Origin of the sequence: Leucobacter luti (assembly GCF_019464495.1) — a bacterium.
Classification (GTDB): domain Bacteria; phylum Actinomycetota; class Actinomycetes; order Actinomycetales; family Microbacteriaceae; genus Leucobacter; species Leucobacter luti_A.
Genome location: NZ_CP080492.1, coordinates 1,201,452 through 1,225,586, shown reverse-complemented (window position 1 = coordinate 1,225,586; position 24,135 = coordinate 1,201,452). Strand labels below are relative to the sequence as shown.

26 protein-coding genes are annotated in these 24,135 nt (G+C 64.3%); 12 read left to right on the top strand and 14 right to left on the bottom strand.

Annotation, left to right across the window (positions count from 1 at the left end):
- Nucleotides 1–415: 415 nt before the first annotated feature.
- From K1X41_RS05605 to K1X41_RS05585, 5 genes are all read right to left on the bottom strand, one after another.
- Entirely contained in the window at nt 416–1,465 is a 1,050-nt protein-coding gene (locus K1X41_RS05605; RefSeq protein WP_258566666.1) for a VOC family protein, read from the bottom strand.
- 44 nt (nt 1,466–1,509) lie between these two features.
- Nucleotides 1,510–2,112, bottom strand: coding sequence for a DUF305 domain-containing protein (locus K1X41_RS05600; protein WP_243735989.1), 603 nt, complete (start codon nt 2,110–2,112; stop codon nt 1,510–1,512).
- A gap of 82 nt (nt 2,113–2,194) precedes the next feature.
- Nucleotides 2,195–2,869 carry a DUF3105 domain-containing protein gene (locus K1X41_RS05595; protein ID WP_132204195.1) on the bottom strand — a complete coding sequence of 225 codons (675 nt, stop codon included), beginning with the start codon at nt 2,867–2,869 and terminating at the stop codon, nt 2,195–2,197.
- Nucleotides 2,870–3,029: 160 nt separating this feature from the next.
- A complete protein-coding gene (locus K1X41_RS05590; protein ID WP_243642867.1) occupies nt 3,030–3,500 on the bottom strand; it encodes a MarR family winged helix-turn-helix transcriptional regulator in 471 nt (156 codons plus the stop codon).
- Nucleotides 3,501–3,728: 228 nt separating this feature from the next.
- Nucleotides 3,729–4,085: an ArsR/SmtB family transcription factor gene (locus K1X41_RS05585; RefSeq protein WP_133615798.1), complete on the bottom strand. Its 357-nt coding sequence runs from the start codon at nt 4,083–4,085 to the stop codon at nt 3,729–3,731.
- Nucleotides 4,086–4,101: 16 nt separating this feature from the next.
- Between K1X41_RS05585 and K1X41_RS05580 the strand changes: the two genes are divergently transcribed.
- The 11 genes from K1X41_RS05580 to K1X41_RS05530 all read left to right on the top strand — a co-directional run bounded on the left by K1X41_RS05580 (nt 4,102) and on the right by K1X41_RS05530 (nt 15,799).
- Nucleotides 4,102–4,572, top strand: a complete 471-nt coding sequence (locus K1X41_RS05580) for an SRPBCC domain-containing protein (protein ID WP_220175524.1) — start codon at nt 4,102–4,104, stop codon at nt 4,570–4,572.
- A gap of 404 nt (nt 4,573–4,976) precedes the next feature.
- Nucleotides 4,977–6,020, top strand: a complete 1,044-nt coding sequence (locus tag K1X41_RS05575) for an ABC transporter substrate-binding protein (RefSeq protein ID WP_220175523.1) — start codon at nt 4,977–4,979, stop codon at nt 6,018–6,020.
- Nucleotides 6,013–6,828 (top strand): ABC transporter ATP-binding protein, encoded by an 816-nt coding sequence (locus tag K1X41_RS05570; protein WP_132204203.1) that lies wholly within the window; start codon nt 6,013–6,015, stop codon nt 6,826–6,828. The genes K1X41_RS05575 and K1X41_RS05570 overlap by 8 nt, the downstream gene beginning before the upstream one ends.
- Before the next feature lie 3 nt (nt 6,829–6,831).
- Nucleotides 6,832–7,677 (top strand): ABC transporter permease, encoded by an 846-nt coding sequence (locus K1X41_RS05565; RefSeq protein ID WP_133615806.1) that lies wholly within the window; start codon nt 6,832–6,834, stop codon nt 7,675–7,677.
- 36 nt (nt 7,678–7,713) lie between these two features.
- Nucleotides 7,714–9,258, top strand: a complete 1,545-nt coding sequence (locus K1X41_RS05560; protein WP_132204207.1) for an aldehyde dehydrogenase family protein — start codon at nt 7,714–7,716, stop codon at nt 9,256–9,258.
- A complete protein-coding gene (locus tag K1X41_RS05555; RefSeq protein ID WP_258566665.1) occupies nt 9,255–10,283 on the top strand; it encodes a dipeptidase in 1,029 nt (342 codons plus the stop codon). Before K1X41_RS05560 ends, K1X41_RS05555 begins: the two co-directional genes overlap by 4 nt.
- Nucleotides 10,280–11,854 (top strand): phytoene desaturase family protein, encoded by a 1,575-nt coding sequence (locus tag K1X41_RS05550; RefSeq protein ID WP_220175522.1) that lies wholly within the window; start codon nt 10,280–10,282, stop codon nt 11,852–11,854. Before K1X41_RS05555 ends, K1X41_RS05550 begins: the two co-directional genes overlap by 4 nt.
- Entirely contained in the window at nt 11,851–12,147 is a 297-nt protein-coding gene (locus K1X41_RS05545; RefSeq protein ID WP_132204211.1) for a muconolactone Delta-isomerase, read from the top strand. Before K1X41_RS05550 ends, K1X41_RS05545 begins: the two co-directional genes overlap by 4 nt.
- 5 nt (nt 12,148–12,152) lie before the next feature.
- Nucleotides 12,153–13,169 carry a LacI family DNA-binding transcriptional regulator gene (locus tag K1X41_RS05540; RefSeq protein WP_220175521.1) on the top strand — a complete coding sequence of 339 codons (1,017 nt, stop codon included), beginning with the start codon at nt 12,153–12,155 and terminating at the stop codon, nt 13,167–13,169.
- A 363-nt stretch (nt 13,170–13,532) separates the two neighbouring features.
- On the top strand, nt 13,533–14,069 hold the full coding sequence (locus K1X41_RS05535) for a PadR family transcriptional regulator (protein ID WP_220175520.1): 537 nt from the start codon (nt 13,533–13,535) through the stop codon (nt 14,067–14,069).
- A 35-nt stretch (nt 14,070–14,104) separates the two neighbouring features.
- Nucleotides 14,105–15,799: an ABC1 kinase family protein gene (locus tag K1X41_RS05530; protein ID WP_258566664.1), complete on the top strand. Its 1,695-nt coding sequence runs from the start codon at nt 14,105–14,107 to the stop codon at nt 15,797–15,799.
- 113 nt (nt 15,800–15,912) lie between these two features.
- On the opposite strand, the gene K1X41_RS05525 is transcribed toward K1X41_RS05530, so the two are convergent.
- The 4 genes from K1X41_RS05525 to K1X41_RS15405 form a co-directional block, all read right to left on the bottom strand.
- The gene (locus K1X41_RS05525; protein WP_220175519.1) at nt 15,913–16,653 is read right to left on the bottom strand and encodes a TetR/AcrR family transcriptional regulator; all 741 of its coding nucleotides are present in this window, start codon (nt 16,651–16,653) and stop codon (nt 15,913–15,915) included.
- 13 nt (nt 16,654–16,666) lie between these two features.
- Nucleotides 16,667–18,088 (bottom strand): APC family permease, encoded by a 1,422-nt coding sequence (locus tag K1X41_RS05520; RefSeq protein ID WP_220175518.1) that lies wholly within the window; start codon nt 18,086–18,088, stop codon nt 16,667–16,669.
- Between the two features lie 50 nt (nt 18,089–18,138).
- Nucleotides 18,139–19,038, bottom strand: a complete 900-nt coding sequence (locus K1X41_RS05515; RefSeq protein WP_208107847.1) for a carbon-nitrogen hydrolase family protein — start codon at nt 19,036–19,038, stop codon at nt 18,139–18,141.
- 429 nt (nt 19,039–19,467) lie between these two features.
- Nucleotides 19,468–19,758: an ArsR/SmtB family transcription factor gene (locus K1X41_RS15405; RefSeq protein WP_133615819.1), complete on the bottom strand. Its 291-nt coding sequence runs from the start codon at nt 19,756–19,758 to the stop codon at nt 19,468–19,470.
- A 259-nt stretch (nt 19,759–20,017) separates the two neighbouring features.
- On the opposite strand from K1X41_RS15405, the gene K1X41_RS05505 reads away from it, so the two are divergent.
- Complete coding sequence (locus K1X41_RS05505) at nt 20,018–21,337, top strand: NAD(P)-binding domain-containing protein (protein ID WP_220175516.1); 1,320 nt, start codon at nt 20,018–20,020, stop codon at nt 21,335–21,337.
- Here the strand turns inward: K1X41_RS05505 and K1X41_RS05500 are convergent.
- From K1X41_RS05500 to K1X41_RS05480, 5 genes are all read right to left on the bottom strand, one after another.
- Complete coding sequence (locus K1X41_RS05500; protein ID WP_220175515.1) at nt 21,334–21,570, bottom strand: hypothetical protein; 237 nt, start codon at nt 21,568–21,570, stop codon at nt 21,334–21,336. The two genes, K1X41_RS05505 and K1X41_RS05500, sit on opposite strands and share 4 nt — an antisense overlap.
- The gene (locus tag K1X41_RS05495) at nt 21,567–22,727 is read right to left on the bottom strand and encodes a hypothetical protein (RefSeq protein ID WP_220175514.1); all 1,161 of its coding nucleotides are present in this window, start codon (nt 22,725–22,727) and stop codon (nt 21,567–21,569) included. Before K1X41_RS05495 ends, K1X41_RS05500 begins: the two co-directional genes overlap by 4 nt.
- Before the next feature lie 110 nt (nt 22,728–22,837).
- Nucleotides 22,838–23,224 (bottom strand): SHOCT domain-containing protein, encoded by a 387-nt coding sequence (locus K1X41_RS05490; RefSeq protein ID WP_220175513.1) that lies wholly within the window; start codon nt 23,222–23,224, stop codon nt 22,838–22,840.
- Complete coding sequence (locus tag K1X41_RS05485; RefSeq protein WP_220175512.1) at nt 23,221–23,670, bottom strand: DUF6325 family protein; 450 nt, start codon at nt 23,668–23,670, stop codon at nt 23,221–23,223. The genes K1X41_RS05490 and K1X41_RS05485 overlap by 4 nt, the downstream gene beginning before the upstream one ends.
- Nucleotides 23,667–24,041 carry a PLD nuclease N-terminal domain-containing protein gene (locus K1X41_RS05480; protein ID WP_133615835.1) on the bottom strand — a complete coding sequence of 125 codons (375 nt, stop codon included), beginning with the start codon at nt 24,039–24,041 and terminating at the stop codon, nt 23,667–23,669. The genes K1X41_RS05485 and K1X41_RS05480 overlap by 4 nt, the downstream gene beginning before the upstream one ends.
- Between the last annotated feature and the right edge of the window lie 94 nt (nt 24,042–24,135).

The window sequence follows — 24,135 nt, the reverse complement described above, 5'->3', positions numbered from 1 at the left end:
TCGTCACGCGGACCTCCGCTCTGGATCGCCGCAAGACAGCAGCCCAGCCGTTGTGGGAGCCGAATCTTCGTTCGCTGAGCTCAGAAAGACGCGCACACCCGGGGCATCCAAACGAACTGCCGTGTGGTGAGTTGTGCCGGACTCCGCAAGGTCGCGCTTCCGAACGAGGGCGGAACCCTGAGATGCCGGGGCGGTGTGCAGGGGAGAGCCTCCAGACCGGGCCGACGAGAGTTTCCCCTCCGGCAGTCCAGCACGCAGGCCAACACGCAGGCAAGTTGGGAGTTGTCCGAAAGCTCTCCGCCTGAGTGATTGTGGTGACGCCGCGGAGGATCCCTCTTGCGCTGAGACACCTCAGTGTGTGTACCTCCAGCTGAAGTGCCCGGGCCCCCCAAGCGCTTCAGAACGACACGTCGGTCTAGACCACCACCCGCACCAGATTCCCCCATGGGTCCGCGACGAAAATTCCGCCCGCTACAGCGTCGACGGCAACGCCAGCGGCCCGCGCTCGCTCAGCAACAGCGTCAACGCTCGCAGCGTCGGGGAGCGTGATCGACACGGATCCCAGACCCACGTCGGTGGACCGGGGGCCGGCGCCCGAGCTCATCCAGGTGTTCGTCGCGAGATGGTGGTGGTAGCCGCCCGCCGAGTAGAACAGTGCCCCGTCGGCCTCAGACACCACGTCGAAGCCGAGCGTGTCAGCATAGAACTCGCGCGCTTCATCGAGATCGCCAACCTTTAGGTGCACGTGCCCCATAGCTGCGGTACCCAGCGCTTCGCCGCCGAGGTGCGTGGTGATGAACTCGTTCGGATCGAGCGCATCACTGCCCATCACCACCTGCCCGTCGACCCACGTCCATTCCTCCTCCGGACGGTCCACGTACAGCTCCAGACCGTTCCCCTCGGGATCTCCGAAGTAGAACGCCTGGCTCACCCGGTGATCCGCCGACCCTTGGAAGCTTGCCGGTGCCTGCTCCGCCACGCGCAGGAGCGTCTGCGCCAGCGTCGCCTCATCCGGATACAGAATCGCCGTGTGGTAGAGCCCGGCATCGTCCGGCTTCGGCAGCGGCTCCTTCGATTCCGTGAGTCTGATCAACGGTGTCTTCGCAAGCCCGAGCAGCGCTTCGCCAGCTCGCTCTTCCAAGATCGAGAGCCCGATGGCGTCTTCGTAGTACGCGCGCACCGCCGCCAGGTCTCGCACTTTGAGCTCGTTCACTCCCATCGCAGTCTCGGCGGGGAGCCCGTCAGCGCGCTCGGACGGCGCCCCGGCCGGGCCGCGTACCTCACCAGTAACGGCGGAACCCGCAGCCGCAGTTCCCGCCCCCACGGGATTCTCCGCGGAAGCAGAATCCGCGCGGCTCGCGAACCACCACACGGCCCCCGCGACTATCGCAATGATCACGACTCCCGCGGTGATGAGGAGTGGGGTGCGAGCGGAGTTCCGTGTCGCTTTCTGGGCAGCATTCATGTGGGTGATCCTCAACAGTTGTGGGGTGGACGGTGCTCGCGGGGTTAGGGCGCCGAAGGCTGGCGCTCCGCAAGGAGATCCTGCATCAGCTGAATCTCGCTGCGTTGCGCGGCGACCATGCTGTTGGCGAGATCGGTGACGGTCCGGTTCGAACTGCGCCGCACGATCGCTTCCGCCATCTCAACGCCGCCCTCATGGTGCGCGATCATGAGCTGGAGAAACAGGCGGTCCGCGTCAGGGCCGGTGGCCTCGCGCAGCTCAGCGAGCTGCTCGCTGCTCGCCATGCCGGGCATGGTCTCAGGGGGTGCTTGCGTGGCGGATCCGGAATCGCTGGCATCCTGCACGCGAGACGCGTGGCCCGCGTGCGCACCGCCCTCCCCGGGGAGTGGGCGGTGCATCCAAGTCATGGCGGGCTCGGGCGACGCCTGCGGCAGCCCCCAGATCGCGAGCCATCCGAACATCTGCCCCGCCTGCTGCCCCTGGGACGTTGCGATGTCGTATCCCAGGAGCCGGATCGCGGGATCGGCCGATTGCTCGCGCACGATGTACGACATCTCCACTGCCTGCTCGTGATGGACCTGCATGTCTCTCGCGAACCCCGCTTCGGCACTCAGCGTGGTCGGAGTTGTTTCGGGTGTGGCAGTCACGCGGCCAATGATCAATGACGTGGCCACCAATACAAGCGCAACGACTGTCGCGATGAATATGCTGAGGCCTGTGCCGATCCGACTAGACGACACGCCCCGCGCCCTCGTACGCGCCCGAGCAGGAAGCGCCGGGTTCTGGGGCAGACGCCGACTTCCAGTACCGGTCGATGAACTGCCCGAGCCGCGCATCGCTGGGGGAGTCCATCGTGATCTGAGCGCCCCACGCTGACACGGCAATCGGTGTCTCAAGGCCCGGGAAGGGTGAGACGATCGCGTACTGATCCGGCACGGCCGATCGCAATTCGTCGAGCTGCTCATCCGTCACCGTGTCCGGATTGTACGTGACCCAGATCGCGCCGTGCTCAAGCGAGTGCACCGCGTTCTCGTTCGGCTGGGGCTCGCTGTAGATGCCGCAGTTGAGCCAGGCCTGGAAGTGATTTCCACCCGCGGGTGGCTTCATATCGTACTCGGCCTCGTAGTCCACCGGAGCGGGCCCGACGTGCGTGGCCGGCAAGTTCGTGAACTCTTGCAGCCCCTCGATCGCGATGTCCTGCGGCCGCTGCGCGGGCTCCGCGGCGGTGGCGATAAATGTCACGATGAGCGCCAATACTGCCGCACCCCCGATAGAACCGCTCACGATGGCGATCTTGCGCCTGCGTTGCTGCGCCCGGCGCTCCTGTTGGTATCGCTCGACCTTCTTCGCGCGCGCGTCTGCCCGCTGCTGCTTTACGGTCTGCTGACCCGCCGAATCACCCAAGAAATCTCCCCGATCGGACTTTAGTTGTCGCGACAAGCATTCGGGGTCTGCCTGGGAGAAGCCTCAGTTCGCACGGTGGGGGAGGCGCAGCGGAGGTCTGCGGACAGGGCCGCGCCGGATCGGGGCGAGCGCGTCGATCCCGCTCTGAGCCTGTGGTGGCCTAGCTTGCGCGGTGATCGGCCAGCCTGCGGCCGATCGTTTCTGAGATATTGGCGAGAGCTTCGAGTTCTGACTCGGTAAGCGCATCCACCACGAGTTTGCGTGCGAGTTCGATGTGCTCCGGAATGGCGCGGATGAAGTGCCTGCGGCCAGCGCTTGTGAGTCGGATATTCGTCGCTCGGCGATCCTCGGCGCACGGCACCCGCTCCACGAGCCCGCGCTGCTCGAGTCGTGTGCACACATGCGAGAGTCGCGGCAGCGTGGCGGCGGTGTCCGTGGCGAGCTCGGTCATGCGCAAAGTTGCGCCGGGCGACACGTACAAGCTCGACAGCACGGTGAATTCGAAGTGTGTGAGATCGGAGTCGCGCTGCAACTGAGCATCGAGTTCGTGGGGGAGAAGCTGCACGAGGTTGATGAGCCCGAGCCACGCCTTCGACTCTCGCTCGGTCATCCGCGGAGCTTTCTCTGTCATGTCCCTATTCCATCACTTTGTGTGGCGGGGTGGTGCAACCGTGGCGTGCGCGTGTGTGCGTGTTCTTGATTCCATTTCTGCTCCAGCTCCTGCTCCTGTTCGTGCTCCTGTCACAACTCCGGTACTGCGCCCCCGCCATGCGGACGCCGCGTAGTAGTGCCGCGTGATCGAAAGGTTCCCGGAGCGAGACAGTTGATGAGTGGGTGCTCACTGCGAGTGCCCGAGACCTCACTGAGTACCTGGGATCTTGGGTGCGGGCTCCGCGTCGTTCAGCGATTCAAGCAGCTCAACGGCTGAGCGCGCGTAGTCCCCGATCCAGCGGTCCTGAATGCGCTTAATCGGGAGGGGGGCAAGAGCGAGATGGCGCTCGCGCCCTATTTTGCGACCCGTCACCAGCTCTGCGCGCTCCAGCACTCGAAGATGTTGCAGCACTGTCGTGCGATCGAGGGCGGGGAACCGGTTGCAGAGCTCACCTGTGGTGTGGGAGGACTCTTTGAGCGCATCGAGAATCTGCCGCCGAGTCGCGGAGGCGAGAGCTTTGAATACCAAATCATCATCGGAGGGCTTGATTTGATCCACTGACACGTTGTAAATTTATCACATGAATGAGCTGACGGAGCTGAAGTTCACGGTTTCGGGCCGCGTTTCGCGCCCCTGTGCCGAGGTGTACGAGGCTGTTGCGGATCCCGAGCAGCTCTCGAAATACTTCACGACTGGCGGCGCTCGGGGGCGCCTTGAATCGGGTGCTGTGGTGCAGTGGGACTTCCACGATTTTCCCGGAGCGTTTCCGGTCACTGTGGTGGAGGCGGTGCCGCACTCACGCATTGTGATTCAGTGGGAGGGGCAGGAAGCCGCGGGAGGGGTCGGGAGCACCACTGTCGAGTTCGAATTCGAACCCGTCGCAGACGACGCCACGAGAACGTTAGTGACCATCACAGAGTCCTCGTGGAATCCTACGTCGCTCGGGGCACGCAGTGCATTCGATAACTGCCAGGGCTGGACGGGGATGCTCGCGGCGCTCAAGGCGTGGCTCGAGTATGGAATCAACCTGCGCGAAGGGTTCTACGCCTAGTGCACCTGGCGTAGGGGTGCAACGGCAGTTCGCCGCCGCCGACTCCCCGGAGATACTCACCGCACCGGGGTGCGGTCGCACCTGAACGCCTCGAGTGCGTGCATGAGAGATCGTGGACAGGGCTCGTCGAGGGCTGGCCTCAGGGGCCCCGAGTGGACGGTGCGGATTTCGAGGAGCCGTGCTAGCCCGCGCGCTGGGATGCTGTGCCAGCCCATGCGCGCGGGGGCTGTGCCGGCCCGTGCGCGGGGACGCGGTGTGTGGCGAGGGCGCCCGGCGAAGCTGAGCAATCATGTAATCCTTTACATTAATGTGCCATCTGCCTTGCGGTGAGTTCGAACGGTGTGTATCGTGGCTCAATGTACACGATTACATTCGGCTGCAGTCGCAATCAAAGGGGATGTCACATGCGCGCTACACAGAAGTCACTCGTCACTCGTAGAACGTTGTCCGTGCTCGTCGCGATCTCGACCGCGGTGGTGCTTGCAGCGTGTTCGGGAACCGGGGGTGCCGGTACCCCGGAAGGAACCGCTGAAGCGGGCACCGAGGCCGTCACCGTGTCTCTCGACTGGAACTCGTATGTCGCGTACCACGCACCCTTCGTCCTTGCCGACGAAGAGGGGATCTGGGAGAAACACGGAGTGCAGGTGAAGCACACGATGCCGGGCGGTTCGGGTGACGCACTCCTCGAAGTGGGCACAGCGAAAACAGATATCGCCTGGGCGGATCTTTCGACCGCCGCGGCATCGATGCTGCAGGAGGTCCCGGTGACAGCCGTTGCGAAAGTGCAGAACAAGAATGCCAGCGGGCTCACCGTCCTTGCCGGCACTCAACTCGACAGCGCGCGCGACGTGAGTGGCATGCGTATCGGCTCCACTCCGGGCGGATCCGACTCGACTCTTGTGGGGGCATTTCTGCGGGCCAACGGAATCGACGAGGCTGACGTCGAGATCGTGAGCTTGCCCGCAAACGGCAAGTTCGCCGCCCTGATGACTGGTGAGGTCGACGCGATCAGCGGACAGGTGTATTACTACATCAGCAACGCCGCCAGCCAAGGCGCGACTGCTGCCGGGAAATCCTATTCAGACATGGGCCTCGACGTGCTTGACCACGGCTTCGTTGCAAATGATGCCTTCCTCGAAGCAAATCCTTCGGCAGTGACCGGATTCTTGGCGGCATACCGGGAGGCACTGGCTCGCACAATTGACGATCCTGCCGCTGCGTGTGCTGTGCTGTCGTCGAAGTCTGACGGAGCGCTCTTGCCCGACGACTGCGAGGCGCAACTGGACGGGTGGTTGCCACTCGTCAGCGATCCGAACGAGAGCAGCTGGGGCGAAAGCAGCGAAGCGGAATGGGAGAGCACCGTTGCTGTCCTGAAGGAATTTGGGGGCGCTGAGGGCGACCGGCAGACCTCCACGATGTTCACGAATGAGGTGCTTCCGAATGACTAAATCAGAGCAGACCCCCATTGCAGTCACTTGTGAGCACGTGAGTAAGCGTTACCTCACGAGATCCGCAGAAGTGACGGCGCTTAATGACGTCTCCGTCACCGTACGGCCCGGCGAATTCGTATCGCTGCTGGGTCCCAGCGGCTGTGGCAAAACAACTCTGCTGCGGCTCATTGCTGGCCTTGAACAGCCGAGTGACGGGGACGTCCGAATCGACGAGCAGGAAGTGCGGGACGCCCACCCGGATCTCGGCGTCGTGTTCCAAACAGACCTGCTCATGCCCTGGCGAACGGTGCTCGATAACGTCCTCCTGCAAGCCGAGGTTCGTGGACAGAAGAACCCAGCGTCGATCCAACGGGCGAAAGACTTGCTGGCTCAGGTCGGGTTACAGGATTTTGTCACCAGCTACCCCCACGAACTCTCCGGGGGCATGAAGCAGCGCGTGGGCATCTGCAGGGCGCTGCTGCACAAGCCACGACTGCTGCTGATGGACGAGCCCTTCGCGGCGCTCGACGCGATGACGCGTGATCAAATCTCTGTCGAGCTTTCCGAGCTCGCCTCGCACGCGGGCACCACGATTGTTTTTGTCACGCACTCCATTCCTGAAGCCGTGTTTTTGTCGGACCGGATCTATGTGATGTCCGCTCGACCCGGTCGTATCGCTGCAGAGGTGGTCGTGGACCAGCCGCAGCCGCGTCAATTGCACTACCGACAGAATTCCGCGTTCATCTCGAAAGTTGCTGAGGTCACTGCGATTTTCGAATCTCTGGGCGTGCTTCGCGACAACCAACAACAGAGCGTGGAGGCGTGAGCCATGTCCAAACAGACTGAATCGACCGTGGCGGTAACCCTGCGTCAGCCAGGTCCTACCAAGCGGCGAGGCGGCGCGGCAAAAGCCCCCCACTGGCTCGCTCGCATGCCTTGGATCGCGCCCGTCCTCACTCTCGTCGTGGTGATCCTGCTCTGGGAAATCGGCGTGCGAGCCTCAGGGGTCCCGAGGTTCCTCTTGCCTGCTCCCAGCGCGGTGGCGCAATCGATGGTCGAGAACTGGGACCTGCTCATGCGGCATGCGGGAGTCACACTCGCAGAGACACTCATCGGCTTTGTACTGAGCGTCATTGTCGGCATTGTGCTCGCGGTGGTCATGGTGATGTGGCCGCTTGCCGGCGCAGCGATCTTCCCCATCCTGGTGGCATCACAGGTGATCCCGAAGGTGGCGATCGCGCCGCTCATGGTGGTGTGGATCGGTACGGGCGTGACCACGGCGTCACTCATCGCATTCGTCATGGCATTCTTCCCGGTTGTCGTGAATGCCACGCTCGGCATGAAGTCCGTAAATTCCTCGTCGATCGATCTTCTCAACTCAATGCGAGCGAGCCGGTGGCAGATGTTTCGCTACCTTCGGTTTCCGAACGCGATTCCGCACATCATGACCGGGCTCCAACTCGCAGTCGCATTCGCAATCGTCGGAGCAATCGTGGGGGAGTTCGTGGGCAGCGACTCTGGCCTCGGCTACCTGCTGATCGTCGCCCAGGGCAATCTCCGGACCGAGCTGCTGTTTGCCGATCTCGTTGTGCTGACCGCGATGGGGCTGATCTTGTACTACGGAGTAGAAGTGATCGGCCGTTTGTTCCTCCGCAACCGACGAGAGCACCGCTAGCCGCTGCTGGGCTAGCGCACACAGAAAGGACGTCCGATGAACGACGATGGAACACAGGGGAACGGACGTGCGCAGTTGCGTTCTTTCAGCTCACTCATTGACGGTGAAGTGCGCGTCGGGGACACGAGCGAACCGCTGCTCGACCCCGCGACAGGGGTGCAGTGGGGCGAGGTCTCCTGGAGCGAAAAACTCGCGACGGAGGCGATCGAAGCCGCGCGGCGAAACTTCGCACGTCGTGCCTGGGTCGACTGCACCCGGAGCGAGCGGGCAGACCTGTTCGATGCGATCTCCCGCGGCGTCGAGTCGCGTGCTGACGAACTCGCTGAGCTGGAGACCCTGGCAAATGGCAAGCCGATCGCGGCGACGCGCGCCGAGGTGCTGGCCAGCGCCAGGTGGTGGCAGTACTACGCGGCGTTGATCCGCGGGCTCCGAGAGTCCCACTTCCGCAACTCCGCCACGAAACGCACGCTGCTCGAGCACGAGCCCGTCGGCGTTGTGTGCCTCGTGACCCCGTTCAACGGTGCATTCTCGCTGGGAACTTGGAAGCTCGCGCCGGCGTTGGCGGCCGGAAACTCGGTGATCATCAAGCCCCCGGTGAACTCACCAGGCTCTTCGCTGATCCTCGCTGAGATCCTCGCAGACGCGGGAGTGCCCGGCGACGTCGTGCAGATCGTGCAGGGCGGTGCAACCGTGGGGAGGGTGCTCGTTGAGCACCCCGGCGTGGACATGGTGTCGTTCACAGGCAGCACGGAAGCTGCGCAGCGCGTGGGAGCCGCCGTGAGCGGCCGACTGGCCAAATTTGTTGCAGAAGCCGGCGGAAAGTCTGCCCATGTGATCTTCGAGGACGCAGACGTTGAAGAGGCGGTGACGGCCGTTGTGCAGGGGGTCTTCTCGGGGACCGGGCAGACCTGTGTCGCTGGATCTCGTGTGCTCGTGCAGCGCTCGATTGCAGCGGAGTTTCACGCCGCACTGATTGCCAGGGTCACACAGCTCCGCGTGGGTGATCCTCACGATCCAGCCACTCATCTGGGGCCGATCGCAACGCGCCAGCAACTCGAGCGCATCCAGGGGATGCTGCGTCAAGCCAAACTCGACGGTGCCGAGACCCTCGTCGGAGGAACTGCACCCCAGAATTTGGCGAGCCACCTGTCCGGTGGGTACTGGCTGTCGCCAACTGTGCTCCGGAGTGCAGGTGCAACAGAAGACATTTGGCGCCAAGAGGTGTTCGGCCCGGTGCTCACCACCATTGAATTCGAAAGCGAAGCTGAGGCGATCGAACTCGCGAACGACTCGGAGTTTGGTCTTGCCGCAGGCTTCTGGACCAACGATGCGCGCCGAATCGAACGGGTCTCACGGAGATTGCAGGCGGGAACCGTGTGGGTCAACTGCTATCGCGGCATGGACTGGGAAACCCCATTTGGAGGGGTTAAACAGTCGGGACTTGGCCGTGAAAACGGTGTAGAAGGCCTTCGTGAATTCCAACAAGTGAAATCGGTGGTCATCGACAGCGGGCAGGCCCCGGACCCGTTCGGGATTGTTCCGATCACACCACGCGCACTACAAGAGGAGAAACTGAAGTGAATACGCTCGTGAGCGAAAGCCAGCCCGGATCCGCAATCGTTGTCGATTGCCTGGAATACAGCAAGCCCTCGCGAGAGCGCTTTCTCGAGTGGAAGACGGGGCGCGTTGGCTGTGTGCACGTCACCTTGGCCGTGTGGGAAACGGCGCGAGAGACACTCAGCGTCATCGGGCAGTGGAACGATCTCTTCGCCGAGAACTCCGATCTCGTTGCCCTCGCCCGTACCGCAGACGAGATTCGTGCCATCGCTGCATCCGGCCGGACCGCGGTGGTCTTCGGGTTCCAGAACACGGCACCGCTGGAAGACGATATTCGGCTCGTCCAGGTATTTCACGACCTGGGCGTGCGGATTGTGCAGCTGACCTACAACACGCAGAACAGCATTGCTGCCGGGTGCTGGGAGGACGACGACAGCGGGCTCTCCACACACGTCGGACGGCAGTTCGTGCGAGAGCTCAACAGCGTCGGCATGCTGATTGACCTTTCACACTGCTCCGAACGAAGTTGTCTCGACACCATCGAAGTGAGCAGCGCCCCCGTGGCGGTGACACATGCAAATCCGCTGGAGTTTGTCGGCACCGACGTCGAGCTCGGACGGCGGCCGAAGTCGAGCCAGGTGCTGCACGCTCTTGCGGAACGTGGCGGCGTCGTCGGGCTCAGCCCCTATGTGCGAATGCTCAAGAATGGGATCCACACGACTGAACAAGAGTTCGTCGACATGATCTCCTGGAGCGTTGAAACGTTCGGGGTGGAGCACGTAGCGCTCGGCACAGATTTCTATACGGGATACGGAATTGAAGCTGTGAAGTGGTGGCGCATGGGGCGCTGGGGGCGAGAGAGCCCCTTCCCAATTGATGAGAACGCCCCCGTCGTCGAGTGGCCAGCCTGGTTCAAATCGCCTGAAGCGTTCCCATCACTGGTGACGGCAATGGAAAAATCTGGGTTTGGCGCAACCGAGCTGGATCTCGTACTGGGAGGCAACTGGATCCGTCTGTTCGGTGAGGTGTTTGATCGGCAGGAACCATGACCCGTCGGGCGGTCGTGATCGGTGGCGGGCACAACGGGCTCGTCGCTGCGAACTACCTGGCGCGTGCGGGCTGGCACGTCACGCTGATTGAACGACGTGAGTCTCTCGGGGGCGTGGTGGGGCGCTTCGAATATCTCCCGGGCTTCGCATCATCAATCACGAACTCTCCCGGTTCGTTTGAGGGGACCATCCTTGAAGAATTGCAGTTGCAACGCTACGGACTGCGGTTTCATCGCCCAGAGGCAACGCTGCTGCACCCCATGGGGGATTCGCTGTTTGTCGGCTGGCGAGACCAGAGCTTGGTCAAGCAGCAACTCGATTCGTATGCGAATGGCGAATACGATCGGCATCGCAGACTCGTGGGGCGTTTAGACGCTCTGGGCGCTGCCGCGGGAATGTCGCTCTGGCAACGCCCGGAATCCCTCGAATCTGTGATCGATGGCATCGAAGAGCCGTGGCGGTCGGAGTTTGAGCGTGACATCGTGCACGGGACGCTTCGCGAACTCCTCGACTCGGCTCTCGACTCAGACGAAGCGAAGAGCCTCATGATGATGCTGGCGCTGAACGGGCAGCTGGTGTCACCGGACGCCGCGGGGTCGGCTTTCGGCCTGATGCTCCGCCCAATTTCGCGGGCGTCGAGTGCGACGGACCCCATGGGAAATGGGAGTTCTCCGCTGAGAGGGTCCGTGGGGCTGCCCATTGGATCAATGGCGGCAATCGTCGACGCGCTCGTCTCGTCTGCGCTCGCTCACGGGGTGCAGTTCCGGCTGGGCGCGCACGCGACCGAGCTGGAACTGAACGATGAGGGGCGAGTAGCCGCAATCCGGCTGGAAACTGGCGAACGCATCACCGGGATGGACGCCACAATTGCGACGGTGGAACCGTCGCGGCTCGCGGGCATGCTGCCTGCGGACTGGCAGCCCGAGACTGATCGACCCAGTGCGCCCAGTGGCTCAGCCTTCAAGATTGCGCTCGCGCTTGACGGCTTGCCGGGCATTCGGAACGCCCCAGAGGGCCCTCCACCCGAGGCGCTGCTCGAGGCACAGTTCCGAATCGGCCCGAGCACCGACTACATCACCGACGCGGTCGAAGCTGGAATTCGGGGTGAGCCATCATCGCATCCGATCATCTGGGGCTTGATTCCGAGCCTGACCTCTCCTGGCATCGCGCCTGACGGGCATCACCTCATGAGCCTCAATGTCTGGCATGCGCCGCACGCACTCGGAGCCGCGTATTGGCGCGACCACGGGGCGGAGTTCGCAGATCGATGCATCGCTCAGGTGGAAACAGCATTTCCCGGGACCACGGACCGAATTGTCGATCGCCGATGGCTGGGGCCGCACGAGCTGGAGGCGGAGTTTGGCCTGACCTCAAGCAACATCACCCACGGTGACATGCTGCCGGAACACATGCTGAACAGCAGACCGGGAAGGTCATTCACGGCAGCGCTCGAACAGGCAGGCGTGGTCCTCGGAGGAGCCGGGGCGTGGCCAGGGGGATACGTCACAGGAATCCCCGGACGAAATTCAGCAGCACGAGTACTCACAATGGATAGGGAGTTCGCAGCATGAGCGAAAAGAATGAGTTTTTGGTCAATATTCAGATCAACTGGCCGAGCGACCTCCCGGAGGACACGATTGCCCGGCTCTCAACGGAAGAGCGCCAGATGGCGGCGGAACTCGCACGCGCAGGGACCCTGGTCCGTATGTGGCGAGTACCCGGCCGCCGGGAGAACTGGGGGCTCTGGCGGGCGCAGGATGCAACTCAGATGCATCGGATCCTGAGCGAATTGCCGGTATGGCCCTACATGAATGTCACTGTCCATGCGCTCGCACAGCACCCTGTAGACCCCGTCTACACTTGAACGCGATGAAGCAAGTGGGCGTAGTCGACATTGCACGCGAGGCGGGCGTATCAACCGCGACCGTCTCGCGTGTGCTGAACGGCTCAGATTTGGTGACCGGAGCGACCCGAGAGCATGTGCTTGAGGTCGTGTCGAGGCTGGGCTACACGCCGAATGCGTTCGCATCAAGCCTCCGCAAAGGGCGCAACGACGCAATTGGTATTGCCGTGGCGAGCATCTCGCAGCCCTGGCACGTGAAACTGATTCGCGAGCTGCGCCGTGTGATCCGTGCGCAGGGCTTCACGACGATTGTCTACGATCTCGAACACTCTGAATCGGTGCTGATCGAGCACACCGAGAGTGCCAGGAGGCTGCGCCTCGCCGGAATGGTGCTTGCAACGGGTGACCGACTCGACGGAACTGAGGTGCGCGCTGCCCTCGACCGGATGGTCGAGACAGTGCCACTCGTCGTGATCGGACAAGAGCTCCCCGATGCCGAATGGACCACGGTGTCATTTGACGATGTCTCCGCTTCTGAACACGCAATTCTTGAGCTGCTTGAGCGACGCCCGAAACCAGTGCTCTTCCTCGGCGAAGCGGCCTCCTCCTATCTCAGTGAGGAGCGCAGAATCGGCGTGGAGCGTGCACTCGCGCGCTTCCCGGAGCTGCAGGCGGCCTCAGAAATGGTCGCCTTGGATGCGGGAATGAGCTACTCCGTTGGGTATCACGAGGTGCACTCCCGCTCAGCCACGCTGTCCCGATTTGGCACGGTGTTCTGTGTGAACGATGAACTCGCGCTCGGGGCATGCCGGGCCCTGAGTGAGCTGGGGATTCTCGTTCCTCGGGACATGATGGTGATTGGGTACGGCGATGTCGATATGCTGCCCTACCTCACCCCGTCGCTCTCCTCACTCAGCGGAGACGTGGGTGCGGTCGCTGAGCGTGTCGTTCGCGCAATCTTGGCGCGAATTGAGGGGGACCCTGTCGTGAACGGCCCACAATTGCAGCGCCAGATCGTGCACCGGGAGTCCACGGGAGGCTAAACTCCGGCATCCTTCGTGCGCGGTGCCCACCCGGGAACGTGGTGTCCGTCCAGGAACGCGGGGCCTGCCCGGGAACGCGGTGTCCGTCCAGGAGCGATGCTCGCGAGGCGCTGAGTTCCTGCCACGGCGCACGGCGTCTGCGCACACTGTGCGGTCGGGTGAGGGGTTCGCGGCTGGTGTGATCTGCGTGAGGAGCGTCGCGGCATCGCGGACGGAGATGCCGCGGTGATCTCCCCGAGAGCCTGCAGCGGTCCTCCCTGACAGCCCGCTGCGAAGTCCTACATTCGCCTCACACATCTCTGTTGATTGCGATTTGAACGATATATCGTTAGGTATCGTTCGCAATCGTTGAAGGAGATCAGCATGAGCACTTCATTCCCGGCCGGAGGCTTCGGCGCGATGAACGCTGACGGCGTATTCCAGTTCATGGATCAGCTGCGTTCCAACTTTGAACGGCGTGCAGGCAGCCGCATGGGCCGCGGCGATGTGCGCACCGCAGTGCTTGCCCTGCTCGCCGAGCAGCCGATGCACGGATACCAGATCATCCGTGAGATCGAGCAGCGCAGCGGCGGCAGCTGGAAGCCGAGCGCCGGATCCGTCTACCCAGCGCTGCAGCTCCTGGCTGACGAAGAGCTTATCGCCGCAGAGGAGTCGAACGGTCGGAAAACGTACAGTCTCACCGAGGCTGGCCGGGAAGCTGCGGCGGACGCCGAGGTGCCCTGGACGGAGCATGAAACCGAGCCGAGTCGCTCTCACGGTGCCCTCCCCAAAGCGGGGCTCGAGCTCGCGCAAGCCGCATCCCAGGTCGGCAGGAGCGGCACCCCTGAGCAGGTGGAAGAAGCGGTGACAGTGCTGAACGATGCCCGCCGCAGGCTGTACGCGATCCTCTCCCAGGAATAGGGCGCGTGTCAGCGGACCAGCTCCCTCACGAAGGCGTGGCAGCGAGATCCCGGGTCTCCGGGCCTCGCTATCGCCGGATCCTGCTCTTCGCCGGCTGGAACCTCGTCGTCACCTGGTGGTACGAGATCGCGCTGCCCAAGATGGGGCTCGCTCGCTTCGCTGAGCGCACGCGCTCACGCCGCATGCAGCGCATCGCCCAGCGCTTCCACGGCCTCGCCGTCGAGCTCGGCGGCCTCATGATTAAGGTCGGCCAGTTCATGTCTTCGCGTCTGGATGTGCTCCCGCCCGAGATCACCGCGGAACTCGCCGGACTCCAAGACGAGGTCGCGCCCGTCCCGTTTGCTGAGCTGCGGGAGCTCGCAGAAGCGGAGCTTGGTGCGCCGCTCGAGCGAGTGTACGCGAGTGTGTGCGAAACTCCCGTCGCGGCGGCATTACTCGGCCAGGTACACCGCGCCACGCTCCACGCGCAAGACGCTGCAGATACCGGACTCAGAGACGTCGTAGTCAAAGTGCAGCGTCCTGGCATCGGCGAGATCGTCGCCATCGACCTCGCCGCGCTCCGCCGGGTGGCCGGCTGGTTGCGGCGCGTACGCTTCATCTCCCGCCGAGTCGATATGCCGGCCCTCGTAGAAGAATTCGCCACCACCAGCCTCGAAGAGCTCGACTACCGACATGAAGCCAGGAGCGCGGCCCGGTTTGCCGCAGATTTTGCCGAAAATCCGCGAGTAGCCGTGCCCGAAATCGTGTGGGAGCGCAGCACCCGCCGCGTGCTGACCCTCGAAGACGTCACGGCGATCAAGATTTCTGACACTGCCGCACTGCGCGCCGCAGGCATCGACCCCGCAGCCGTCGCGAAAGAGTTTGCGACCATCATGTTCGATCAGCTCTTCACCACTGGCTTCTTCCACGCAGACCCGCACCCGGGAAACATGTTCGTGACGCCGGGACGGACGAGCGAGTCCGGGGTCGGCTCCAACGCCGACTGGAAGATCACATTCATCGATTTCGGCATGATGGGAGAGGTCCCAGAGTCGATGCTCGCGGGGCTCCGTAGACTCCTCATCGCAGTCGGCACGCGCGACGGATCCGCACTTGTCGCAGCAATCGGCGACATTGGAATGCTCCTGCCCTCGGCAGACATTCCCGAGCTCGAGCGCGCGATGACGCAGCTGTTTGCGCGATTCGGCGGTATGGCGGTCTCGGAACTGCAGCACGTCGACCCGGCAGAGCTGCAAAGTTTCGCATCCGAGTTCGGAGATTTCACCCGCTCGATGCCGTTCCAGCTGCCGGAGAACTTTCTGCTCGTGATCCGCACCACGTCGCTGACCTCAGGGGTGTGCACAGCCCTTGATCCCGAGTTCAACCTGTGGGACTCAGCCGCACCTTACGCGACCCAGCTGCTCCGTGCAGAGGGCAGCAACCTCCTGGGAGATATTGCACAGCAGGCCCTCGCAATCGCGCGCGTCTCCCTGCGTCTTCCGCAGCGAGTCGACCGTCTCGTGACCCGGATCGAAGACGGCTCCATCGCCGTCTCGACCCCGAGCTTGGACCGCCGCATCGCGACGCTGGAGCGCACCGCGCGCCGGTTGTGGTCGGCGGTGCTCTTCGGCGGGCTCCTGATTGCGGGCGCGGTGCTGAGCGCGTCGCACCATGTGCTGGGCGCAACACTCATGGCGCTCTCCGTGCTCCCGTTGCTGCATACGCTGTTCTCCGGTCGCGGGCCCCGGTAACGGAGGCGGACGGTCAGCCGCGTTGGGGACCACTCGCGGCGTCAGCCGGAGGTCCCGCTGCCCTCAGCCGCCGCGAGCTTCGTGGAGCGCGCAGCTGCCTCGAACCGCGGCTTTCATCCCACGGTGCCAGGGCCAGTGCCAGTGGCCGTACTCGTGCCAATGCTAGCGCCGTCGGAGCCGCGAGCCGCGCTGCCCCCGACCATGTGCATCGCCGTCTGCACGAGCGTCGCTTCGATGCTGTTCGGCGTCATGAGCCCGGTGAGTGCGTGAGTTGCGAGTCCGTCTTCGAGCGCAACGAGATTGATGGCCACCGTGTTCGGGTCGAGCGTCGCACGGAATTCCCCGGTACGCACGCCGGCATCGATGATCGACCGAAACAGTGCCGTCTGGCGGCTGAAGAACTCGCGACTCCAGGTCGCGGCGTCGGCGTTGTTCAGAATGAGTGGCTGGAGTTCATAGAGCACGCGCGCCGCTTCTTCGCGGGCCCCAGGATACGGTGTGCCCAGCGCGAGGCAGCGCTGCAATTGTTCTGTCGGTGAGATTGCCTCGGTGAGCAAGAATTCGCGCTTCTCGAGGAACTCCTCGGTGGCCGTGCGGTACGCCGCCGCGAGGATCTCGTCCACGTCGGCGTAGTAGTACAGAATCAGCGCGGAGGAGAGGCCCGCCTGGTCGGCGATGCGCTTCAGGTTCACCCCGGTGACGCCGCGAGTGTGGATAACGGCCTTGGCGGCGCTGAGGATCTCGCTCCTGCGCTGATCCTGATTCTTCGGCCGCGCCACCTGCACCCTCCCAGCCTCACCCAAGTTCGGAACACCGTGTTGCGCGACGCTCGGCCAGCGCAAGCGACGCAACACGGTGCTCCGAATCCTATTGGGCGGCGCTGTCGATTGCGAGTTCGGGCGGTGCCTGCCGGAAGCCCCGCGTGAGCACCGCCAGGTACCCGACGCCGATGACAAGCCAGGCAGAGCCGAGCAGGAGCGCATGGCCATCGAGGCTGATGAGCAAATACAGCGTGACGACGGTTGCGAGTGCGGCGACGATGATCTTCAGTGTCCGCCAGCGATCACCTGCGCTGGAGCGCCAGGCGAGCACGATCGCAGAGACGTTCACTGCGGTGAACGCGGTGAACGCGCCGAAGTTGATGAACGAGGTGGAGGTTGCGAGGGTCATCTGCGTGGCGATGAGGCCGATCGCGCCGGTCAACGCGATATTGAGCACCGGGGTCTTGCGGGAGGGGGAGACGTAGCCGAAGAAGCGGCGCGGAAGCACCCCATCGCGCCCCATGGCGAGCAGGAGCCGTGAGGATCCTGCCTGCGCCGCAATCGCGGAGGCAAAGCCGCCGAGCACGAGCGCGGCAACGATCGCGGACGCCAGCAGGTTGCCACCAATGTGCGTGGCGATTTCGAACGCCGCTGAATCCTGCTCGGTGATTGTCGTGGTCGAGGCCCCCAGCTCGGCCGCAAAGCTGACGACGGTAAATACGGCGCCCATGATCAGCGTCGTGAGGATGATCGCGCGCGGGATCGAACGCTTCGGGTGCTGGGTTTCGCCCGTGAGGGTCGTGATCGCGTCAAAGCCAAGGAACGAATAGGCGGCGATTGCGGCGCCAGCGGAGATCGCGAGAAACGACGAGTCCGCGTTCCACAAGGGAGCGAGCACTGAAACGGGCTCTGCGCCGAGTGACCACTGCTGGAATGAGAGCGCGACGAACACCACGAGCACGATCGCGACGAACGCGAGCAGGACCGTGTTCAGGCGATCCGCCAGCTTGATCCCGAACACGTTGACCGTCGACACGATCAGCGCCTGCACCACGATCCAGACCCACATCGGCACTGCGGGGAACTGCGCCGTCAGGAATGAGGCACCGATCAGCCAGATCACCATCGGGAGGAACAGATAGTCCAGGATCAGCACCCACCCGGACAGAAAGCCGACGTGGGATCCGAGCACCCGACGCACGTAGCTGTAGGCAGAACCCGAGAGTTGATAGCGCCGGGATAGTGTGGCGTAGCTCGCCGCGGTGAGGATCATCGCGGCAGTGGCGAGGAGGTAACTGCTCGCACTCGAAGCGTGGCTCACCGCCGAGATGACGCCGAACGTTGCGAGCACAACGGCCGGTGCCATGTACGCGATTCCGAACAGCACCAGCGAGGTCGTCTTGAGGCGCGGGCCGCCTGAAGCTGCGGCGGACGGGGTGGGTGTGCCTGCGGGACCGGTTTCTGCGGGTCCGGGGGCAGCTGGTGGCTGGGCGGGTGGTGTCGACGGGGTCGGCGGGGTGGAAATCATGGTGCTCCTTTGCAACGGATGGTGGGAGGCGAATGAGACGAGTGAGTGGGTCAGGCGTCGCGGGCGATCGGCGAAGGCTGAATCACGCCACCCCGATACATCGGGAGGGCGATCGGGGAATGGTCGAGCTGTTCCCAGACCCGGTTGACTCCCGCGGTTCCGGTGCGGCGCACTCGTCGTGAATCTGCGAGGTCGATCGTGTCGACGAGTTCCTGGGGAGAAGCATCGACAGCGCGCACCCGGGGCCGTCCCTCGGCGTCGACGGCGATGCTCTGGCCCCGCGATCCCGGGCTCGCAGCGTTGACGCTGAGTACGCTGAGCTGATTGGCGATCGCCGTCGCTTGGCACAGGACGAGCTCCTGCTCCCGGTCGTTGGTGCCGGTGCGCACCACATTCACGAGGAGATCGGCGCCGAGCCAGGCGAGCTGGCGGGCGTGCTCGGGAAACCAGATGTCGTAGCAAATGGACAGGCCAACGCGGCCAAATTCGCCGAGCTGGAAGACGGTGAACTCGGAGCCCGGCGTCGACTGCTCGTACGGCTGCCACGGGAAAACCTTGCGGTAGCTCGCGACTCGCTCACCGGAGGGCGAGTAGGCCGAGACCGTGTTGAAGGCTGTCGCTTCTCCGCTGTGTAGAGTTGCCGCCGCTGCGTCCTGGATGTCCGGTCCCGGCGCCGCCTCGTAGACGCTGCCGGGGATCAGCCAGATGCCATGCCGCTGCGCGGCAGCGCGGAAGCGTTGATCGCGGGGGCCGTCGAGCGGCTCAATGAAGTGAGTGAGGCCCGCGAGTGCGCCGTCGGCCTCGCCGCCGCACACGTGCATCTCCGGGAACACGAAGAGCTGCACTCCCGGGTGCTCCGCCACGAGCGCCGCGAGTTCGTGCTCGAAGGCGTCGAGCGATGTCACTGGCTCGTGCTGGACGAGGCAGTAGCGCAGAGAAGTGGTGGACACGGTGCTCCTTCGGTAAGTTCTTTTAATAATATTCAAAGAATGAAGAAGCGCAAGTTGAGCGGTGTGTGCTCTGAGCGCAGGAGAGCGACGTTGGTAACGCTCCGACGAGGCCCCATGCGTTCGGGGTGGTCGAGTAGCCCGGAGGAACGGGCCTGGGCACATGGCGGGAGCTGTGACTGTGGCCACCGGCGCCAGGGTGTACCGGGGTTCTCTGGTCAGCGCCCGAGGTGGGGTGGGGAAGTGCTCACGGTGACCGTCTGGTCGGCACGTTCAGCACCGGGAGCAGGGGCAGGAGCGATGGTGGTGATGGGGTCGACGACGGCACGTGCTCCCGTTGTGGTTCTCTCGCTGGAATGGAGGGGTGTAGGTGTGGCGCGTGGGGAAGGGTGCGGGGCGGAGAGTGCGTCTCCGCGAAGCGGGGAGCGGGAGCTAACGAGCTTCGGTGAGGTCGCGTACCGCGCAGAGGAGTGGCTCTGGTGTGGGGGAGAAGTAGGCCCATTTGCCGCGCTGCTCCCGGGTGACGAGCCCGGCCTCAACCAGGATTCTCATGTGGTGAGAAACGGTTGGCTGTGAGAGGCCGACTGGTGCTGTGAGGTCGCAGATGCACATCTCGCCGGACGGTGAAGCTGAGACCAGGGAAAAGAGCTTCACGCGGGCCGGGTCGCCGAGTGCCTTGAATATGTGCGCGAGATCGGCAGTGCGCTCTGGGGTGAATGTCACCGGGGCGCTGGTGGTGCCTGGGGTCGTGGCGGGCTGCGAGCTGACTGCCGCGGCCGCAATTGCAGTCGCAGTTGTTGCACCCGCACCCGCACCGCACCCGCACCCGCAGCCGCAGGTGCAGGTGCGGGTGCAGATGCGAGCGCGGCTGTTGGTGGGTTTAGAGCTCGGGTCACCGTCCCAGTCTGCCTTACGTATTGACATTTGTCGATGTGTGCGAAAGTCTTTTCGCATCGAAGTTCATCGATATGAGGAGATTGTGATGGAATTGCCCGTCGTCGTGATTGGAGCGGGTCCACAGGGGCTTGCTGCGGCAGCTCATCTGCTGGAGCGCGGCATTGAGCCACTTGTGTTTGAGGCCGGCCAGCGCGCCGCGGCGTCAGTGTCGGCGTGGGGGCATGTGCGTCTCTTCTCGCCGTGGCCCGAGCTCATAGACCCTGCTGGCGCACGCCTCCTCGGATCCACCGGGTGGAACGCGCCGAAGTCCGGGTACCCCACAGGGCGCGAGTGGATTGACGGCTACCTTGCGCCACTCGCAATAGCCCTTGGTCACCGCGTGCGCACGGGTGCGCGCGTGGTGGGTGTGACGAAGAAAGGACGCGACGTATCAGTCGATGCGGGTCGCTCTGAGCAGCCCTTCATCGTGCACATTCAAGACGCCGACGGTGGGGAGTCGCTTCGAGAAGCGCGGGCGGTGATCGATGCGTCAGGCACCTGGGGGACTCCGGCTCCGGCCGGCGCGAGTGGGCTCCCCGCCCTCGGCGAGGGCGCGGCTCGCAACGCCGGACAGCTTTCGCATCGGATTCCAGACGCGGCGGAGTCAGGCTCTTGGGTCGGTGGGCACGTCGTAGTGATCGGGAATGGACACTCTGCCGCCACCGCGATTGTGCAGCTCGCCGAAGTAGTGCGCGCTACTCCCACAACGCGAGTGTCATGGGTGCTGAGGCGAGGGGCCGTGGGAAACACCTTCGGCGGTGGCAGCGCCGACGAACTCGTGGAGCGAGGCGCACTCGGCACGCGCGCGCACCAGGCCGTTACCGAGGGACTCGTCACACTGCTCACGGGATTCCGAACCGTTCAGATATCCGATGCTGGAGGCCGCCCCGTGGTGCACTCCGAGGACGGCAGACAGCTCGAGCCAGCGGACCACATCGTCGTCCTGACCGGCTTCCGTCCTGACTTCTCGTTCTTGTCAGAGATCCGCCTACACCTTGATGTGCGGCTTCAAGCGCCAGCGAGTGTCGCAGCCGAGGTTGATCCCAATGTGCACTCGTGCGGCTCCATCCAGGCGACCGGTGCAGCGGAGCTCGCCCACCCCGACACAGGTTTCTTCATCGTTGGTGCAAAATCGTACGGTCGAGCTCCGACGTTCCTCGCAATGACCGGATACGAACAGGTGCGAAGCGTGGTCGCGGCACTCGCGGGCGACACTGAGGCTGCTGCTCGCGTGGATCTCGCGCTCCCAGACACCGGCGTGTGCGGTGGATCGGGCCTGTTCGATGCTGTCCAAGCAGACGCGGGCAGCTGCTGCGGAGTCCCGCAACTGGCACGCGCGGGGGACAGCTCCGGGTCGGACCGCTAGGAACGGGGCGGGTGGTGGGATCCGCGCGCATCAATCGTGGCAAGCTCCCACCCTGCCTCTCCCGCGCTGTCTTTGAGCTGAGATACCTGACTGGGCGGCCGAGACAGCAGCGCCAGCACCGCAATCACGAGCGCGCAGGTGACCGCCGTCCACACGATCAGACCTGGTGTGAGCGGCCGCACGAGGAGGAGCAGCGCGGCGGCGGCCGCGGCGACGAGGAACCGCAGCGTCACCTGCCAGCGAGCCAGCCACACGCCGAAGCGGCCCGTGGTGATGCCCTGCTGTTCGGCCCGGCTTCGAAGCCTCGCGAATCCCGCCGCGAGAGTGCCGCGCAGCGTGTGCGCCCACCTCCACGGACCTGCGAACGCGGTGACCACCAGCACTGTGGCGGCGAGCACCGCCACGAGCAAGACCATGTTCGAAGCGAAGCCGAGAACGCCCGAGTACAGCACCAGCGCGGCGTCGTGCGGCACACTCGCGGCGACGGCGATGGCGAGAGCTCGCGGCCGACGACCACCCCGCTGCCCGTGAGCGCCATCGACGCGAGCAGCGCAGCGGATCCCCACACGAGCGCGACCGGGCGTCGCCGTGCCACGAGCACCCCGGCGGCAATCAGCAGCAGTGACGCCCACGGCAGCCAGGCCCCCACGGCGACCGCCACGCGATAGACGGTGAGCACCAGTTTGATCGAGTCGGACTCCGCGAGATCGATCGTGTGCGAGACCGCCGGGATCCGATCTGCCAGCGCAATACCGTTCTCCACGAGCTGCGATTTCACCGCCGCGACAATCGGGCCGAGCTGCAAGCTGATCACCTGGTCATCGCTCACGGTAATGGCCGCGTCCTGCTGCCCCGCGGCTGTCTTCAGGAACTGAGCGTGGGTGATCGTGAGCGTTTCTTTCCAGATCTGCGCGAAGGCATCGGAACGCACCAACTGGCCCACTGCATCGCTGATCAGTCCCTTGGCACCGGCGGCGGCTGGTGCCTGCAACAGACCGAGCGCGGCTCGCGCACGAGGCGCAAGGTCGAGTTCGTCGAGCCCAGAGAACACATCGTCAACGAGCTGGTCAATGTCCACCTGCGATTCGATCACCGTCACGGCTTCGTCCGCGAGGAAGCGCTGTACGGCAGGATCCTCCGCGAGCGGCGCAAACGTGTCAACGAAGTAGGCGGTGTCGCTCAGTTCGTGCTGCGCCCACACGGAAACGACGGCGACGGGCGCAAGCAGCACGCCGATCGTGATCAGCGCCGTCGAGAGCACGGTCCAGGCCCAACTGCGCGTGCTGCGGGGTGCGGATCCTCGACTGGGGGCGGTACGAGAGCGCTCGTGGGCGAGCTGCTGTCTGAGACTGGCAAGCTCGGCCTGCAGTTCTTCTCGGGTGAGATCCACGATTCTTTCTTCCTGCGGTGGTGCCGCGTCGGTGCGGCAGAGTCGGTGCGGCGGAGTCGGTGGAGCGGTGGCGGATCCGGCTGCGCGGGGCCCGCCACCGAAGTGCCGTACTAGCTGAGTAGCCGGGCCTTGGCGGACTCGAACTCGTCAGCACTCAGTATGCCCTGCGTCCTGAGCGCGCCGAGTTGTTGGAGCTTCGCCACGAGATCGCCGTCGGCTGCTGTTGCTGTTGTTGCTGTTGCTGTTGTTGCTGCTGCTGGCGCTGTCGGCCCCAAATCCGCAGCTGCATTCTGCTGAGCTGCCGCCTGAGGTGGCGTGGAGAGCTGCTGCACGCTCTGCCGCTGCGCCGCCTCGTACTGAGCGGCCTCATACGCGGTCTGCGCCTGCCGCTGCCGGTGCGCAAGAATCCCTCCGCTCACTGCGGTCGCGGTGCCAGCAACCACGGCAGTCCGTGCGGCGAGTCCGATCAATCCGGGTCGGCCAAATCTCCTGATCATGCGAGTCCTTCGGGGTCCAGTGCAAGCGAATCGATGAGGGCGTTGACGACCGGTGCGGGAATGCGCTCGTATCCAAGCAACGTCGCGCCAGACTCCACTGTGCGGGCAGCGAGCCTCCGCTGATACGCGAGTTCGACGGCGACGATCAGCGCAGCCGACCCCGCGGGAACCACCGTGGCAAGCTCAACCACGTCGTCCTCGCCGATAAGTCCCGGAGCCTTGAGTGCCCGAGCATCGATCCCGAACGCGGCCTGATCCGGCACCGCTGCGAGCTCAGTGATCGTGTGCTGTCCGTGATCATCCGTGGTGACCAGCACCAGATCCAGGAGGCGGAGCAGCCCGGAGTCGACGAGTTCGAGCAGCGCTGTGAGCGCTGCCGGATCGGGACGGGCACTCGGCAGGCCGATGACGTAGAGATCGACCGGCCCCAGCCAGGCGTCGCTCACGAGAGCGCCCGGGTCTTGAGTTGCTCGTACTCCTCGGCGCTGATCGATCCGGCCTCGAGCAGCGCAGCGGCGGCCGCAATCTCCTCACTGGGGCTCTTCCCTGCCACTGTGCGGATGTAGGACTCGGTGGCGTGCTCGGCGGCTCGTGCCGCCCTGTCGCTCCGCTCGGCCATGCCGTCGCCCCGAGCGATGAGGTAGACGAGGGCAGTGAGGAACGGGAGGAAGATCAGGAAGATGATCCAAAGCGCCTTCCACCAGCCGTTGAGCTGGCGATCACGGAACAGATCGCCAATGATTGCGAAGAGTGCAAACAGGTAGCCGATGAAGACGACTGACCAAAGCATCCAACCGAGGATTTCCCAAACGTTCATGTGGTTCTTCTTTCTCTCTGAGTGGGGGTAGAACTGGGTGGTGTGGGTGTGGGGGCGTGCCGCCGCCGGCCTGTGTGGGCCAGCCGCTGACCGC